At 71.4% G+C, this 15,418-nt stretch carries 16 protein-coding genes; 9 read left to right on the forward strand and 7 right to left on the reverse strand.

From position 1 onward, the window contains the following. The first annotated feature begins 93 nt into the window (after nt 1–93). The gene (locus ACLBYB_RS17085) at nt 94–1,629 is read left to right on the forward strand and encodes an efflux transporter outer membrane subunit (protein ID WP_447699473.1); all 1,536 of its coding nucleotides are present in this window, start codon (nt 94–96) and stop codon (nt 1,627–1,629) included. Between the two features lie 10 nt (nt 1,630–1,639). On the opposite strand, the gene ACLBYB_RS17090 is transcribed toward ACLBYB_RS17085, so the two are convergent. The 4 genes from ACLBYB_RS17090 to ACLBYB_RS17105 form a co-directional block, all read right to left on the reverse strand. Then, entirely contained in the window at nt 1,640–2,431 is a 792-nt protein-coding gene (locus ACLBYB_RS17090) for a flagellar hook basal-body protein (RefSeq protein ID WP_447699474.1), read from the reverse strand. Between the two features lie 136 nt (nt 2,432–2,567). Next, the gene (locus ACLBYB_RS17095; RefSeq protein WP_091679661.1) at nt 2,568–3,050 is read right to left on the reverse strand and encodes a secondary thiamine-phosphate synthase enzyme YjbQ; all 483 of its coding nucleotides are present in this window, start codon (nt 3,048–3,050) and stop codon (nt 2,568–2,570) included. After that, nucleotides 3,047–4,765, reverse strand: coding sequence for a cisplatin damage response ATP-dependent DNA ligase (locus tag ACLBYB_RS17100; protein WP_447699475.1), 1,719 nt, complete (start codon nt 4,763–4,765; stop codon nt 3,047–3,049). The genes ACLBYB_RS17095 and ACLBYB_RS17100 overlap by 4 nt, the downstream gene beginning before the upstream one ends. Further along, a complete protein-coding gene (locus ACLBYB_RS17105) occupies nt 4,762–5,817 on the reverse strand; it encodes a ligase-associated DNA damage response exonuclease (protein ID WP_447699476.1) in 1,056 nt (351 codons plus the stop codon). Before ACLBYB_RS17105 ends, ACLBYB_RS17100 begins: the two co-directional genes overlap by 4 nt. Nucleotides 5,818–5,885: 68 nt before the next feature. Here ACLBYB_RS17105 and ACLBYB_RS17110 point away from each other — a divergent pair, with 68 nt between their 5' ends. Together ACLBYB_RS17110 and ACLBYB_RS17115 are read left to right on the forward strand one after the other, a co-directional pair. Next, nucleotides 5,886–6,833, forward strand: coding sequence for a class I SAM-dependent DNA methyltransferase (locus tag ACLBYB_RS17110; protein WP_447699477.1), 948 nt, complete (start codon nt 5,886–5,888; stop codon nt 6,831–6,833). 69 nt (nt 6,834–6,902) lie between these two features. Beyond that, complete coding sequence (locus ACLBYB_RS17115) at nt 6,903–7,697, forward strand: YoaK family protein (RefSeq protein WP_056525824.1); 795 nt, start codon at nt 6,903–6,905, stop codon at nt 7,695–7,697. A gap of 24 nt (nt 7,698–7,721) precedes the next feature. Here the strand turns inward: ACLBYB_RS17115 and arfB are convergent, their stop codons facing one another. After that, complete coding sequence (gene arfB / locus ACLBYB_RS17120) at nt 7,722–8,153, reverse strand: alternative ribosome rescue aminoacyl-tRNA hydrolase ArfB (RefSeq protein ID WP_091926121.1); 432 nt, start codon at nt 8,151–8,153, stop codon at nt 7,722–7,724. A gap of 175 nt (nt 8,154–8,328) precedes the next feature. Beyond that, nucleotides 8,329–8,625, reverse strand: coding sequence for a BolA family protein (locus tag ACLBYB_RS17125; protein WP_020092683.1), 297 nt, complete (start codon nt 8,623–8,625; stop codon nt 8,329–8,331). Nucleotides 8,626–8,733: 108 nt separating this feature from the next. Here ACLBYB_RS17125 and ACLBYB_RS17130 point away from each other — a divergent pair, with 108 nt between their 5' ends. The 4 genes from ACLBYB_RS17130 to cobT all read left to right on the forward strand — a co-directional run bounded on the left by ACLBYB_RS17130 (nt 8,734) and on the right by cobT (nt 12,977). Continuing rightward, complete coding sequence (locus ACLBYB_RS17130) at nt 8,734–9,360, forward strand: J domain-containing protein (RefSeq protein WP_447699478.1); 627 nt, start codon at nt 8,734–8,736, stop codon at nt 9,358–9,360. 208 nt (nt 9,361–9,568) lie between these two features. Beyond that, nucleotides 9,569–10,552: a cobaltochelatase subunit CobS gene (gene cobS / locus ACLBYB_RS17135; RefSeq protein WP_012320633.1), complete on the forward strand. Its 984-nt coding sequence runs from the start codon at nt 9,569–9,571 to the stop codon at nt 10,550–10,552. 44 nt (nt 10,553–10,596) lie between these two features. Next, the gene (locus tag ACLBYB_RS17140) at nt 10,597–11,067 is read left to right on the forward strand and encodes a DUF29 domain-containing protein (RefSeq protein WP_447699479.1); all 471 of its coding nucleotides are present in this window, start codon (nt 10,597–10,599) and stop codon (nt 11,065–11,067) included. A 5-nt stretch (nt 11,068–11,072) separates the two neighbouring features. Then, entirely contained in the window at nt 11,073–12,977 is a 1,905-nt protein-coding gene (cobT, locus tag ACLBYB_RS17145) for a cobaltochelatase subunit CobT (protein WP_020092686.1), read from the forward strand. Between the two features lie 350 nt (nt 12,978–13,327). Here the strand turns inward: cobT and rpmB are convergent, their stop codons facing one another. Continuing rightward, a complete protein-coding gene (gene rpmB / locus ACLBYB_RS17150) occupies nt 13,328–13,630 on the reverse strand; it encodes a 50S ribosomal protein L28 (RefSeq protein ID WP_012320636.1) in 303 nt (100 codons plus the stop codon). A 388-nt stretch (nt 13,631–14,018) separates the two neighbouring features. Here rpmB and ACLBYB_RS17155 point away from each other — a divergent pair, with 388 nt between their 5' ends. Both ACLBYB_RS17155 and ACLBYB_RS17160 read left to right on the forward strand, forming a co-directional pair. Beyond that, nucleotides 14,019–14,936 carry a DUF3108 domain-containing protein gene (locus ACLBYB_RS17155; protein ID WP_447699499.1) on the forward strand — a complete coding sequence of 306 codons (918 nt, stop codon included), beginning with the start codon at nt 14,019–14,021 and terminating at the stop codon, nt 14,934–14,936. An 81-nt stretch (nt 14,937–15,017) separates the two neighbouring features. Further along, complete coding sequence (locus ACLBYB_RS17160) at nt 15,018–15,308, forward strand: DUF1330 domain-containing protein (protein WP_447699480.1); 291 nt, start codon at nt 15,018–15,020, stop codon at nt 15,306–15,308. The last annotated feature ends 110 nt before the right edge of the window (nt 15,309–15,418 follow it).

Here is a 15,418-nt window from a genome sequence, read left to right on the forward strand (position 1 = left end):
CAACGGCCGCGCCGCGCGCGCCGCCCGGGGACGGTCGGATTGACTTGGCAGCGGGTCGCGCCGCTCTACCGAGGTGAGGTTTTCGGGGGCGGGATGGTGAGCTTTGCGCCGAGACGGTGCGGACGGGCGACCGCGTGGCTGGCGGCCTCCCTGGGCCTGTCGGCCTGCGCGGTCGGCCCGGACTTCGTGGCGCCCGAGGCTCCGCCGGTCGGCCGCTACACCAAAGAACCGCTGCAGAATCCCTCCGCGGCCGACAACATCCGGACCCGGCAGGGCGGCTCGGCCGACCAGAGCTTCGTGTCCGGCGCCGACATCCCGGGCGAGTGGTGGAGGCTGTTCCACTCGAAGGCCCTGAACCGCGTCGTCGAGCAGGCGCTCGCCAACAACCCGACGCTGGAGGCCGCGCAGGCCTCCCTGCGGGTGGCGCAGCAGAACGTGCTGGCCCAGAAGGGCACCCTCTACCCGAGCCTGACCGCGACGCCACAGGTCCAGGGGGCGCTGGCGCCCGGCCTCGACCTGCAATCGCCCCTCAACAATCAGAGCCGGTACCTCTACAGCCTGTCCACGCCGCAGGCGGTGGTCTCGTACAATCCCGACGTGTTCGGCGGGAATCGCCGGCAGATCGAGTCGCTGGAGGCCACCACCGAGAACCAGCGCTTCCAGCTGGAGGCGGCCTACCTGAGCCTGACCGCCAACGTCGTCGCCGCCGCGATCCAGGAAGCGTCCCTGCGGGCGCAGATCGACGCGACCCGCAAGGTGATCCAGGCGCAGACCGAGGTCCTGCAGCTCTACAACAAGCAGCTCTCGCTGGGTCAGATCGCCGGGGCCGACGTGGTGCAGCAGCAGGCCGCGCTGGCGCTGTCACAGCAGCTCCTGCCGCCGCTGGAGAAGGCGCTCGCCCAGCAGCGCAACCTGCTGACCGCCCTGGCGGGGCGCCTGCCCTCCGACGAGGTCTCCGAGACCTTCGACCTCGCCGCCCTGCGCCTGCCGACCCGGCTCCCGGTGAGCCTGCCCTCGCGGCTCGTGCAGCAGCGCCCCGACGTGAAGGCGGCGGAGGCCCTGGTGCAGCAGGCGAGCGCCAATGTCGGCGTCGCGGTGGCGAACCGCCTGCCGCAGTTCAGCCTGACCGCCACGGGCGGCTCCAGCGCCACGCGGATCGCCCAGATCGCCAATCCGGGGGCGGCGTTCTTCACGATCATCGGGCAGGCGACGGCGCCGATCTTCGATGCCGGCACCCTGTTCCGGCGCCAGCGGGCCGCCGAGGAATCGCTGACGGAGGCGCAGGCGCAGTACAAGGCGACGGTGATCACCGCCTTCCAGAACGTCGCGGATGCGCTGCGCGCGCTCCAGGCCGACGCCAAGGCCGTGGCCGCCGCCGACGCAGCGGTGAGTGCCACGAACCAGAGCCTCGCGCTGATCCGCAAGCAGTACACGGCCGGGGCGATCACCTCCTCGCAGGTGCTGATCGCCCAGCAGGGCTACCTCTCGGCGCTGGTGACCTCGGCGGCGGCGCGCGCCACCCAGTATGCCGACACCGCCGCGCTGTTCGTGGCCCTCGGCGGCGGCTGGTGGAACCGCGCCGACGTGGCACCGCCGCCACCCGAGAAGGACCCGCTGAAGTTCCTCTGACGGGGCCGCCTCAGGTGTACATCGCGATGGCGTCCTGCAGCATCTGGTCGGTGGTGCTCATGACCTTGGTGTTGGCCGTGTAGGCCTGCTGGGTCTCGATCATCTTCGAGAACTGATCCGAGATCCCGGCATTCGACTGCTCCACCGAGCCGGCCGTGATGGTCGCGCCGTTGAGGCCGTAGCTCGGCGTATCGGACTGGCCGGTGGCCACGTAGGTGCCGCCATCGAGCGAGGCGAGGTTGTCCTGCATGCCGAACTGCGCCAGCTGCAGCGTGCCGAGGGCCAGGGTGCTGCCGTCCGCGGCCGTGCCCGTGAGGGTGCCGGCGGGCGAGACCGCGAGGCTCGCCAGGGTGCTCGCCCCGGTCGGAACCTGGACGGGGGTCGTCGCCGAGGGGCCGGCGAACAGGTAGTAGCCCGCGCCATTGGAGAGGTAGCCGCTGGCGTCCGGCGCGAAGTCGCCGCGCCGCGTGTAGCCGGTATCGCCGGCGAAGGCCGGGCTGTCCGGCGTCCCGGTGTTCTTCTTGACGACGAAGTAGCCGTTGCCCGAGATCGCGAGGTTGGTCGCCACACCGGTCGACTGCATCGTGCCCTGGATGTTGAGGCTGTTGCGCGTGCTCGGCAGCACGCCGCCGGTCAGCTGCGTGCCGTCCCGGGTCTCGGCCAGCATGTCGGCGAACCGCGTCTCGGTGGACTTGAAGCCCACCGTCTGGGTGTTGGCGATGTTCCCCGAGATGTTGTTCAGGGCCAGCGACTGCGCCGAGGCGCCGGAAATCGAGTTCGAGAGCGCGGTGTAAAGGCCCATCGGGGTCTCCGTTCGCCGGAGCGGCACGGCCCCCGATCCGACGGAAGCCGATAAGGACCCACTATGGTTAACCGACGGTGTGTGACCGCGTGTTGCTGAGCCGGCCCGCGCCGCCCGCGCGACGCCGGCGGACGCGTCACGCCCCGAGGACGCTCAGCACGATCTCCCGCCGGTGCGGCCGGTCGCGGTGCTCGATCAGGTAGATCCCCTGCCACGTGCCGAGCGCCAGCGCCCCGCCGACCAGCGGGATCGTCAGGGCCGAATCGGTGACCAGGGTGCGGATATGGGCCGGCATGTCGTCCGGCCCCTCGGCGCCGTGGACGTAGCTGGCATTCCGGGGGGCGAACCCGTCCAGCGCGGTCATCAGGTCGGTCTGGACGTCGGGATCGGCATTCTCCTGGATGGTCAGCGAGGCCGAGGTGTGCCGGCAGAACACCGTGACGAGCCCGTCCCGGACGCCGCTGTCGCGCACGAACGCGGCCACCGCGGCGGTGAAGTCCGTGAAGCCCGGTCCCGGGGTCGCGACGGTCAGGCGCGCGCTGGCGTGGCGCTCCACCGGACCGGAGGCCAGCGCCTCGACCGGCCCGATCCTGCCCTCCCGCCCGTGTCCCTGTCTCATGTGATCGTCTCCGATAAGGTCGTGCCCGGCGCGATCTCGCGCTCGCCGCGGGCGAGGATCCGTTCCAGCACGTCGATCCGGTCGGCCTCCGCGGGCGGCTTGTCCCAGCGGATGCGGCTGACCCGGGGGAAGCGCATGGCCACGCCCGACTTGTGCCGGGTCGAGCGCTGCACGCCCTCGAAGGCGATCTCGAGCACGAGCCCGGCCTCGCGGCCGTGGGCGACCTCGCGCACCGGGCCGAAGCGCTTGGTGGTGTTGTTGCGGACGTAGCGGTCGAGCTTGGCGAGCTCGGCGTCGGTGAAGCCGTGATAGGCCTTGCCCACCGGCACCAGCTCGTCGCCGCCCTCGGGGGCCTCCCGCCAGACGCCGAACGTGTAGTCCGAGTAGAAGGACGAGCGCTTCCCGTGCCCGCGCTGTGCGTACATCATCACGGCGTCGACGATGTGCGGCTCGCGCTTCCACTTCCACCAGGGTCCCTTGGGGCGTCCCGGCAGGTAGGGGCTGTTGAGGCGCTTGAGCATCACGCCCTCGATGGCGTCGGCATCCGCGCCGGCGCCCACCGAGGCCGGGTCCGCCCGCGCGGCCGCCAGGGCCTCCCAGTCCGCGAAGGGCACGAGCGGCGAGATGTCGATCCGCGCGTGGTCGAGGCGCGTGACCAGCGCCTCCAGCTTCCGCCGCCGCTCCGCGAAGGGCTCTGCCCGCAGGTCGTCGCCCTCCAGGGCGAGGAGGTCGTAGGCCCGCACGTGGGCCGGGAACTCCTCCAGGAGCTTGCCCGTCACAGCCTTCCGGTTCAGGCGCTGCTGCAGCACGTTGAAGCTCTGCACCCGCCGCTCGCGGAGGATCAGCAGTTCGCCGTCGAGGGCGCCCGCGAAGGTGATGGCCTCGGCGAGGTCCGGGAACGCCCCGGTGATGTCCTCGCCGGTGCGCGAATAGACCTTCCCGACCTGCTGGCCGGCCCGGTCGAGACCGCCGACGAGCTGGACGCGGATGCCGTCCCACTTCCACTCGGCCGAGAACGCCCCGGCCTCCAGCTTCTCGAGGTCGGCCTCCTCCTCGATCGGGTGCGACAGCATCGGCGGCCGGAACGGCGCGGGGTTCAGGGTCTCGGGCCGCTCGGCCCGGCCCTCGACCCAGGCGAACAGGGTCTCGAAGGGTGGGGTCAGCCCGTGCCAGACCTCCTCGACGGCGTCGGCGTCGTGGTTGCCCAGCGCGCCCACCGCCGTCTTGGCGAGCCGCGCCGAGACGCCGACCCGCAGGTTGCCGGTGACCAGCTTCAGGAGCGCCCAGCGCCCGGTCTCGTCGAGGGCGTCGAGCCAGTCGGCGAGATGGCGGGACAGCTCGCGCTTGGGGATGGTCGCGAGGGTCTCCACGACCTCGGCCAGGGTCGGGACATGCGGCGGCGGGTTGTTGTGGCCGGGGCCCGGTTCCCGCGGCGCCTCCGCCGGTCCCGGCCAGATCAGCGCCGTCGTCTCCGCGAGGTCGCCCACGTAATTGTGCGACAGCCGGAACAGCACCGGGTCGATCCGCTCCTCGACCAGTCCCCGGATCAGGGCCGGCTTGGCCTCGCGGAAGCTCAGCGTGCCGGTCATGGCACCGAGTGCGTAGCCGCGCTCGGGATCGAGCGTGCGCGCGAAGTAGTCCTGGAGCATGCGCAGCTTGGCGTTGCGGCGCGGCTCGTAGGCGAGGCGGTCGAGCAGGTGGGCGAAGTCGTTCACGCCGCCGCCTCCGCCCCGGAGCCCGCCTCCGAGGTCCCCTCGACCTCGCCGTCATCGCCGTAGCCGAGCAGGTGGAGCGGCTTCGCCCGGATTCCCTGAGTCCCGCACCAGTGGACCAGCGCGTCCTCCTGGCCGTGGGTCACCCAGACCTCGCCGGCTCCGGTGTCGCGGATGGTGCGGCACAGGTCCGGCCAGTCGGAATGGTCGGAGATCACCAGCGGCAGCTCGACGCCCTTCTGGCGGGCGCGGGCGCGCACCCGCATCCAGCCCGAGGCGAAGCAGGTCACCGGGTCGGGGAACTTGCGGGACCACAGGTCCTGGATCGACGAGGGCGGGCAGAGCACGATCGCCCCGTGCAGGTCCTTCCGCTCGGCGGCCACGACCTTGGGCGTGTCGCCGAGCGGCACGCCCTCCTCCTTGTAGAGCGTCGTCAGCTTCTCCATGGCGCCGTGCAGGTGGATCGGGCTGTCCCAGCCCTCCTCGCGCAGGAGCGCCATCACCCGCTGCGCCTTGCCGAGCGCGTAGGCGCCCACGATGTGGGCGCGCTCCGGGAACAGCTTCACCGATTCGAGGAGCTTGCGGACCTCGCCCCGCGTATCGGGATGGGTGAAGACCGGCAGTCCGAAGGTCGCCTCGGTGATGAACACGTCGCAGGGCACGACCTCGAAGGGCAGGCAGGTCGGGTCCGGCGCGCGCTTGTAGTCGCCCGACACCACGACGCGGACGCCGTCCCGCTCGATGGCGATCTGTGCCGACCCGAGGACGTGGCCGGCCGGGGCGAAGCGCACGGTCACGTCGCCGACGCGGAGCGCCGCGCCGAGCTGCGCCTCCTGCCGCTGGCGGCAGAAATCCGCGCCGTAGCGCACCGCCATGATCCGCAGGGTCTCGGGCGTCGCCAGCACCTGGCCGTGGCCCGCGCGGGCGTGGTCGGCGTGCCCGTGCGTGATCAGCGCGCGCTCCACGGGCCAGGTCGGATCGACGTGGAAGCGCCCGAGGGGGCAGTAGAGACCCTCGCGGGTCAGGGTGAGGAGATCGCTGGCGCGTATCGGCATCGGGTCCGTGCTGCCGGTGGAGTCCGCCGGTGGCCCCGGTATATAGGCGCCCCCGACCCGGCAGACGCATGGCCTCGCAGCTCAGTTCCGGCGACCTCCTCGCCGATCGCCGCTACCGCTACGCGGAGGCCTGCCTCGCCGACGGCGACCACGCGGCCGCCGCCGACCTCGCCGAGCAGGTCCTGGAACGCGCCCCGCGCTACGCGCCGGCCTGGCTCCTGCTGGGCCGCGCGCGCGCGGGCCTGGCCGCCGCCGGCCCCGATCCGGCCCTGCGCGACGCGGCGGCGCAGGCCTATGCCCGCGCCCTCGCCATCGATCCCGAGGACAGGCTGGGCGTGCGCACGCACCTCGCCCGCCTGGGCGGCGGCGACACCCTCCCTGTCCTGTCGCCAGCCTATGTCCGCGCCCTGTTCGACGGCTACGCGCCGCGCTTCGAGCGCCACCTCGTGGACGGCCTCGGCTATGTCGGCCCGCAGCTCGTCCGCGACGCCCTGCCGTGCGTTCCGGAGCGCTTCGCGGTCGGTCTCGATCTCGGCTGCGGCACGGGGCTGATGGGCGAGGTCGTGCGCGACCGGGTCGATCATCTGACCGGGATCGACCTCTCCCCCGGGATGCTGGCGGTGGCGCGGGCCAAGACGGCGCGGGGTCGGCCGCTCTACGAGCGCCTCGTCGAGGGCGACATCGGCGCCGCCCTGACCGACCTGCCGGAGGCGTCGGCCGACCTCTGCCTCGCCGCGGACGTCCTGATCTACGTCGCGGACCTCGCGACGTTCCTGGCGCGGGTGGGGCGGGTCCTGCGGCCGGGCGGGCTCGGTGCCGTCACGGTACAATCCCACGACGGACCCGGTTCCGTCCTGGGCGCGGACGGCCGCTACGCCCACGCGGAGGCCCACATCGCGGCGACGGCCGCCGCGTCCGGATTGGAGCTGCTGACGACGAGACCGGCGGAAGTCCGTCGCGAGGGCGGACGGCCAGTGCCGGGGCGCGTCGTTGTGTTGCGGCGCACATCGGCATGAAACCGCTCCGCTATTCGTCCATTGTCAGTCGACCGCGACTAGGCGCGGCGGCTCGATCGGGGGATCAGCATGGCGGAATACGGAAGTCGGACAGGTGGTGCAGCACCGGAGCGGAAACCTGAGCCACCGGCCGACAAGTCCTTTCCCGCCGATCCGCGAACTCGGATTCCCTTCGCGATCGCCCTGGCGGCGCTCGCGGGCTGCGCCGATTCCATCGGCTTCCTGGAATTCTCCCAGCTCTTCATGTCGTTCATGTCGGGCAACACCACCCGCTTCGGCGTGGCGGTGGCCAACGCCGACTGGGAGAACGTCAGCCGCGTCGCCAGCACAATCTGCATGTTCTGCTTCGGCGCCTTCCTGGGAACGCTGATCGCCGCCTGGGTCGGGCGCTGGCGCCTCGCCGTCCTGCTGACGCTCCAGGCCCTGCTGCTCGCCGGAGGCCTGCTGATGCCCTGGGGTACCTTCGCGTACCCGCTCCACGCCTACCCGATCGTCCTGGCGCTGGGCCTCCAGAACGCGACGCTGCAGGACGAGGGCGGCCGCTCCCTGGCGCTCACCTACGTCACGGGCGCCGTGGTGCGTTTCGGCACGGGCTGCGCCAACCTGCTGCTCGGCACGGTGGCGCCGTCCTTCTGGATCCAGGCGCCGCTCTGGGCCGGGCTGAGCACCGGCGCGGTCGTGGGCGGCCTGCTCGACATGCGCTACGGCGAGTCGGCCTTCCTATTCCCGGCGGCCCTGGCCGCCATCCTGGCGATGATCGCGATCGTCCTGACCATCGCCAAGCCGGGCAGCACCCTGGTGGCGGGCTCCTCCCCGGCGCCCGACGCCAGCCCGAAGGCCGAGGTCATCGACGCGATCCACTGAGACCCGGCCGCGGCGGGATCGGGGTCAGCCGTCCGAATCCCGGACGCTGCCCCGGCCCTGCTTGATCGCGGCGCGGCTCTTCTTCGCGCCGATGCGCCGCTCCTGCGAGCCCCGGGTCGGCTTCGTGGGCCGGCGGATCGGCGGCGGCGGCTTGGCCGCTTCCGCCACCAGATCGACGAGCCGCTGCAGCACGTCGGCCCGGTTGCGCTCCTGCGTCCGGTGCCGCTGCCCGGCGAGGACGAGAACGCCGTCCTTGGTCATCCGCCGCCCGGCGAGCCGCACCAGATTGGCCCGCACCCGCTCGTCGAGGGCGGGCGAGGCCAGCGCCGCCCAGCGCAGCTGGACCGCGGTCTCGACCTTGTTGACGTTCTGTCCGCCGGCGCCCGAGGCGCGCATGAAGGACAGCTCGATCTCGTCCTCGTCGATGGCGATGCGCGGCGTCACCCGCAGGGCCATGGCGCCCTCCCCGGCTGCGCGACGACGGCGCGCCGCGCCCCCGCGTCGGGTGCGCAGCCCGCGAGCGGACGGATGCGGATCGGCGGCCCCGTCACCATATCTGTCTCGTGCCTCCCGTCCCGTACACCGCGCCCCGTCGGAGCGATCCCGCCCTCGTCCTACGCGAAGCCCCGATTCAGGCCGCCTCGGCCGGCGTGCGGGCGCGGAGCGCGAGGGCGTGCAGCCCCCGCTTGAACGCGTCGTCGAGCAGCGCGTTCACCAAGCGGTGCCGCTCGACGCGGCTCTTGCCCTCGAACGCCGACGCGACGATGTCGAGCCGGTAATGGGTCTCGCCCCCCGGCCGCGCTCCGGCGTGGCCGGCATGCAGATGCGACTCGTCGATCACGTCGAGCCGCGCCGGCGCGAGTTGCTCCCGCAGCCGCGCCTCCATCCAGTCCCGCAGGGTGCCGCCCGCGCCCGCACCGTCCGTCATCGTGCCCTCGCGTCGTGTCCGTGGGCGCCGTCAAGCCCGATCCCGCGCATGCGTCATCAGGCCCGGTGCCCTTGTGTCTCAGGTCCGCCCCCTCATAATCGGCCCGTCATGGATCTCAACTCGCGCCTGTTCGACAGCATCCGGATCAAGCCGACCTGCGACGAGCCGAAGCCCGCCGCGGAAGCCGGCTGCGAGAGCCCCGGCTGCACCCATCCGGGCCTGTACCGGGCGCCGAAGGGGCGGAAGGCGGAGGGCCAGTACTGGCGCTTCTGCATCGACCATGTCCGCGCCTACAACGCCACCTACAATTACTTCGATGGCATGAACGACGCCGCCGTTCAGGCCTACCAGAAGGACGCGATCATCGGTCATCGCCCAACCTGGGCGATGGGCGTGAACCGGACCGGCGAGGCCAAGCCGGCGGACGAGCCGGTTCGGGACTGGGCCTACGTCGATCCCCTCGGCATCCTGCGCGGCGAGGGCGTCGGCGACGCGCGCCGGCGTGCCCGCCAGCCCGAGGAGCCGCGCAAGCCCAAGCACTCGGCGACGGTGCGCCGCGCCCTCGACGTGATGGGCCTCGAGGAGGGCGCGGACGCGGCCGCCATCAAGGCGCAGTACAAGGTGCTGGTGAAGCGCTTCCACCCGGACGCCAACGGCGGCGACCGCTCCTTCGAGGACCGCCTGCGCGACATCATCCGCGCCCACGACGTGCTCCGCGCGGCCGGTCTCTGCTGAGCGGCACGAACGATGCACGCCGGTTCGCACCCAGGATAGGGCAAACCGCGCGGGGCGGCCCTATATGGGATCCATGCCGGTCGGTGGCGCGCGAGCGCGCCGCCGTCTAAGGATGGCTCCGCCCCGCCGCGGAGGCCCGGCTCGACGTCCTTCCGCGCGGATGCTTCACTGTTTGGAAGTGGAGCGCCCGCGCCTCACGAGGTTCCGAATGCTCTCTGACGCTACGCCCGCCGCGCTGCCCGACCGCACCGTCTCCGTCCGCGATGTCTTCGGCATCGACCTCGACCTCAAGGTGCCGGCCTTCGCCGAGCCCGAGGAGCACGTGCCGGATGTCGACCCGGACTACATCTTCGACCGGGAGACGACGCTCGCGATCCTGGCCGGCTTCGCCCGCAACCGCCGCGTGATGGTCACCGGCTATCACGGCACCGGCAAGTCGACCCATATCGAGCAGGTCGCCGCCCGGCTGAACTGGCCGTGCATCCGGATCAACCTCGACAGCCACGTCTCGCGCATCGACCTCGTTGGCAAGGACGCCATCGTCCTGCAGGACGGCAAGCAGGTCACCGCCTTCCAGGACGGGATCCTGCCCTGGGCGCTGCAGAACAACGTCGCGCTCGTGTTCGACGAGTACGACGCCGGCCGCCCGGACGTGATGTTCGTGATCCAGCGCGTGCTGGAGCTCTCGGGCCGGCTGACGCTCCTCGACCAGAAGCGCGTGATCCGCCCGCACCCGGCCTTCCGGCTGTTCGCCACCGCCAACACGGTGGGCCTCGGCGACACGTCGGGCCTCTATCACGGCACCCAGCAGATCAACCAGGGTCAGATGGACCGCTGGTCGATCGTCACCACGCTCAACTACCTGCCGCACGACCGCGAGGTCGACATCGTGCTGTCGAAGGCGACCCATTACCGGGGCGACCAGGGCCGCGACATCGTCAACCGGATGGTGCGCGTGGCGGATCTTACTCGCAACGCCTTCATGAACGGCGACCTCTCCACCGTCATGAGCCCGCGCACGGTGATCACCTGGGCCGAGAACGCCGACATCTTCAAGGATATCGGCTTCGCCTTCCGGGTGACGTTCCTCAACAAGTGCGACGAGCTAGAGCGGACGCTGGTGGCCGAGTTCTACCAGCGCGCCTTCGGCAAGGAGCTGCCCGAGAGCGCGGTGAACGTCGCGCTGAGCTGACCCGCATGGAGGAGCCCGTGGCGCGTCCAGCCGAGACCGCTGTGATGGACGTGGACACCCCGTCCGCGGCCATCCGCACGCGCTACGAGGATGACCTCCATAGCTGGGCGCGGGAGCAGGTCGCCCTGCTCCGCGCCCGCCGGTTCGACGAGATCGACGTCGAGCGCGTCGCGGAGGAGCTGGAGGACGTGTCGAGGCGCGAATTCTCCAAGCTCTACAGCTGTCTGCGCGTCCTGCTGATGCACATGCTGAAGTGGGATCAGCAGCCCGAGCACCGCACGCCGAGCTGGATCTACTCGATCCGCGAGCAACGCCGCCGGTTCGACCGTCTGCTGACCGACAGCCCGAGCCTCAAGGCGCGCCTCGAGGAGGCTCTGACACAGGCTTACCCGGACGCGCGCGACTGGGCCGCCGACGAGACCCATCTGATGCCGGACGAGTTTCCGTCTGCCTGTCCCTACAGCTGGGATGAGATCCGGGCTCGCCCCTTCGATCTCGATTCCGCGAAGAAGTAGCCCGCATGTCCATCTCCAACCGCAAGCCCGGCGAGCGCCGCGAACCTGTGGCCGAGCCCCTGAAGCGCTCGGTGGCCGGGTGCCTGCGCGCCATCGCACGGCGCTCCGAGGTCGAGGTCACCTACGCGACCGACCGGCCGGCGCTCACCGGCGACAAGGCCCGCCTCCCCGAACCCCCGCGCAAGCTCTCGGCGCAGGACGTCGCGGTGCTGCGCGGCAACGCCGACGCCATGGCGTTGCGGCTGGGCTGCCACGACGTGGCCGTCCACCGCCGTCTCGCTCCCGAGAACGCACCCGCGCGCGCCGTGTACGACGCCGTCGAGCAGGCCCGGGTCGAGGCGATCGGGTCGCGCCGGATGGCGGGCGTGGCCAGCAACATCTCGGCGATGCTGGAGGACCGCTACCATCGCGGCGGCAAGTACGAGTCCATCACCGACCGGGCCGACGCTCCGATGGAGGATGCTGTCGCCCTGATGGTGCGCGAGCGCCTGACCGGCCAGAAGCCGCCCGAGGCCGCCACCAAGATCGTCGAGCTGTGGCGCGAGCATATCGAGGCCAAGGCCGGCCCGAACCTCGACGGGCTGCTCGGCTCGATCGAGGATCAGCGCAAGTTCGCCCGCTCGGTGCGCGACCTCCTCACCTCCCTCGACATGTCGGACGAGACGCCGTTCGACGCGGAGGACGACGAGAACGACGACGAGAACGACGCCCAGGACGACGAGCAGAACCCCAGCGAGGGCGATTCGGAGGAGAAGAGCCAGGGCGAGCGCGCCGAGATCGAGACCTCCGAGGAGGCCTCCGACGAGATCGAGGAGGGCGCCCAGGAATCCGCCGACGCACCGTCCGGTGAGTTGCCCGAGGAGGCCGAGGACGCGGAGTCGGAGGAGGCCTCGGAGGCCTCGCGCCCGCCGCAGCGGCAGGGCAACGAGGCGCGCGGGCCCGAGTACAAAGTGTTCAATCCGCGGTTCGACGAGGTCATCCACGCCGAGGAGCTGTGCGACGCCGACGAGCTGTCGCGCCTGCGCTCCTATCTCGACAAGCAGCTCTCGCACCTGCAGGGCGTGGTCGGCCGCCTCGCCAACCGGCTCCAGCGCCGCCTTCTCGCCCAGCAGAACCGCGCCTGGGAGTTCGACCTGGAGGAGGGCCAGCTCGACCCGGCGCGGCTCGTGCGCGTGGTCATCGACCCGTACCAGCCGCTCTCCTTCAAGCAGGAGAAGGATACCAACTTCCGCGACACGGTGGTCACGCTGCTCCTCGACAATTCGGGCTCGATGCGCGGCCGGCCGATCACCGTGGCGGCGACCTGCGCCGACATCCTGGCGCGGACGCTGGAGCGCTGCGGTGTGAAGGTGGAGATCCTGGGCTTCACCACCCGTGCCTGGAAGGGCGGCCAGAGCCGCGAGGCGTGGCTCGCCGCCGGCAAGCCGCCGAATCCCGGCCGCCTGAACGACCTGCGCCACATCGTCTACAAGTCGGCCGACGCGCCCTGGCGGCGCGCGCGGAAGAACCTCGGGCTGATGATGCGCGAGGGGCTGCTCAAGGAGAACATCGACGGCGAGGCCCTGGACTGGGCGCACAAGCGTCTGCTCGGGCGGCCGGAGCAGCGCAAGATCCTGATGGTGATCTCCGACGGCGCGCCGGTGGACGATTCGACCCTGTCGGTGAATGCCGGCAACTACCTGGAGCGGCACCTGCGCTGGATGATCGAGGAGATCGAGACGCGCTCGCCGGTGGAACTGCTGGCCATCGGCATCGGCCACGACGTGACCCGGTACTACCGCCGCGCCGTGACGATCATCGACGCCGAGGAGCTCGGCGGGGCGATGACCGAGAAGCTGGCCGAGCTGTTCGAGGAGGACGGCGCGGCGCCGACGGGGCGGATGCTGCGCGCAGCGGGCGGGCGGCGGTAATCACGCCCCGCGCTGCCGCGCAACAGACGATCCGCGTCGAGGAAGCCGGCAGATTCGGGCCGAACCTCGACACGGTTCATTTTCGCAACTTGGACGGCGAAGCCCCCTCGTCATCAAGAGCGCAGCGAAGTGACCTAGGGCAGCGCGGAGCTTGTCCACGTGGCGCCGCCTGGATTGCTTCGCTCCGCTCGCAAAGACGGCGCAGGGGCATCGGCCGGACACTGACGGCAGCCTGCGGCCGAGCTCTGGATTGCTTGGAGTGGCATGCCACCGCAAACAAGCGGAAACCGCCGCGGCCTCGACGGCCACGGCGGTTCAAACCGTCCGATAGGGGCGTGAAGCCCGACGACTCAGGCCGCGGCGGCCGGGGTCTCGGCGAGCTTCTTGTGGATCTCGCGCTTCAGGAGGCGGGCGGTCTGCGACAGGTCGCCCTCGCCGGCCTTGATCAGGAAGGCGTCGAGGCCGCCGCGGTGCTCCACCGAGCGCAGGGCGTGCGCCGTGACCCGCAGGCGAACGCGCTTGCCCAACGCGTCGGACTGGAGGGTGACATTGCACAGGTTCGGCAGGAACCGGCACTTGGTCTTGCGGTTCGAGTGGCTCACGAGGTGGCCGACCTGAACGGCCTTGCCGGTGAGTTCGCAGCGGCGCGCCATGATTAAAAACGATCCCGTCTCGTTCCGCCCGGTGAAGACCCGATCGCGGCCGGCGCGATCATCGTCGCAGCGGGCGACGCCCATTGCGTGTTCCAGGTCCGGCGGAGTCCTGTTGAAGGCGCGAGCCTATAGGCGACGAAGGCGCGGTGCGTCAAGGTGCCGGCGGGGGCAGGCGGGGTCCGGCGTCGCGCCGGACGACCAACGGTCTGTTAACCACGATGCCGGGATATAGCCTTCTTCCACCTGCAGGAAGGCGCCTCTCCCCGCTCCGTGCGTCGCAGAGGACGTCGGCGAGCGGGTGTGTTCGAGAGGGTGCGTTCGAGCGAGTGTCTTGGCCCGCCCGCCCTGGGATGCGATCCGGATCATGAGCGCCACGCCAATCCGTCGAATGATCAAGCCGGCGAAGAAGCACGCTGCCGGGCGCCTCGCGGGCAGCCTCCTCGCGGTCGCGGCCCTCGCGGCCCCGACCGATGCCGGCGCGCGGACGTCGCGGGCCAAGCGGGCCGCGCCCGCCGCCGCGACCGTGGCGGTCGATTACGGCATCAACCTCGCCGGTCTCCCGATCGGCACGGCTCGCCTGGCCGGCTCCTTCGACCGCGACCGCTACATGATGGACGTGTCGGCCGTGCTCACCGGCCTCGTCGGCGCGATCACCGGCGGCAAGGGCTCCGCCCGGGCCTCGGGAAGCTTCTCGGCCGCGCCGCAGCCCGGCGCCTTCGCCATCGCCACCCAGACGGCGAGCTCCGGCATCGCGGTGCGCATGGCCCTGGCGCGCGGCAACGTCGTCCAGGCCGAGATCACGCCGCCGCTCGTCGACATGCAGGACCGCGTGCCGGTCACCCCGGCCAACAAGCGCGGCATCATCGACCCGGTGAGCGCGCTGCTGATGCCGACCCAGGGGCGCGGCGAGCCGCTCGACCCGGAGAACTGCAACCGGACCCTGCCGGTCTTCGACGGCGCCACCCGCTTCAACGTGGTGCTGAGCTACGCCGAGACCCGCCCGGTGCAGAAGCCCGGCTATGCGGGGCAAGTCCTCGTATGCAACGCCCGCTACCAGGCGGTCGCCGGCCACCGGCCGGACCGGCCGGGCGTCAAGTTCATGGAGGAGAACCGCGAGATGTCGGTCTGGCTCGCCCCCGTCGAGGGAACGCGCGTCCTGATCCCGCTGCGCATCTCGGTGCTCACCACGATCGGCACCAACATCATCGAGGCCACCCGCTGGAGCCAGAGCGGCACGCCGACGACCACCGGCACGGCCGGCGCCGCCGGCAACAGTGTCGCGCAGGCGAGCCTGCCGGGGCAGTAGCGGCGCGTCAGGGAGCGTTTGACCGGCGGCCGGTTTCCCGGCACCTCGGCGCGGCGCGGCAGCCGCGCGGGGAGGTCAGCAGTGCCCAAGGGCTACATCATCGTCCGGATGACGGTCACCGACCCGGACACCTACAAGGACTACGCCGCCATGGCCTCCGAGGCGATGTGCAAGTACGGCTGCACGCCGCTGGTGCGCGGCGGCCGCTGTGAAGCGCTGGAGGGCGAGGGCCGTCCGCGCAACGTCGTGCTGGAATTCGAGTCCTACGAGGCGGCGCGCACCTACTACTTCTCGCCCGAGTACCAGGCTGCCGTAGCCAAGCGCCGGCCCGCGGGCATCGGCGAGGTGGTGCTCGTCGAGGGTGTCGACTGATCGACGACCCGCGCCATCCGCGCCCGTGCCGCGAAATAACCCAGGAAGGGCGCGGGGACGGACATCGCCGCGCGCCCGCGTCGCCGTGCATTGCCGCGCCGGCGGGCGCG

It is taken from the genome of Methylobacterium sp. D54C (assembly GCF_053345595.1).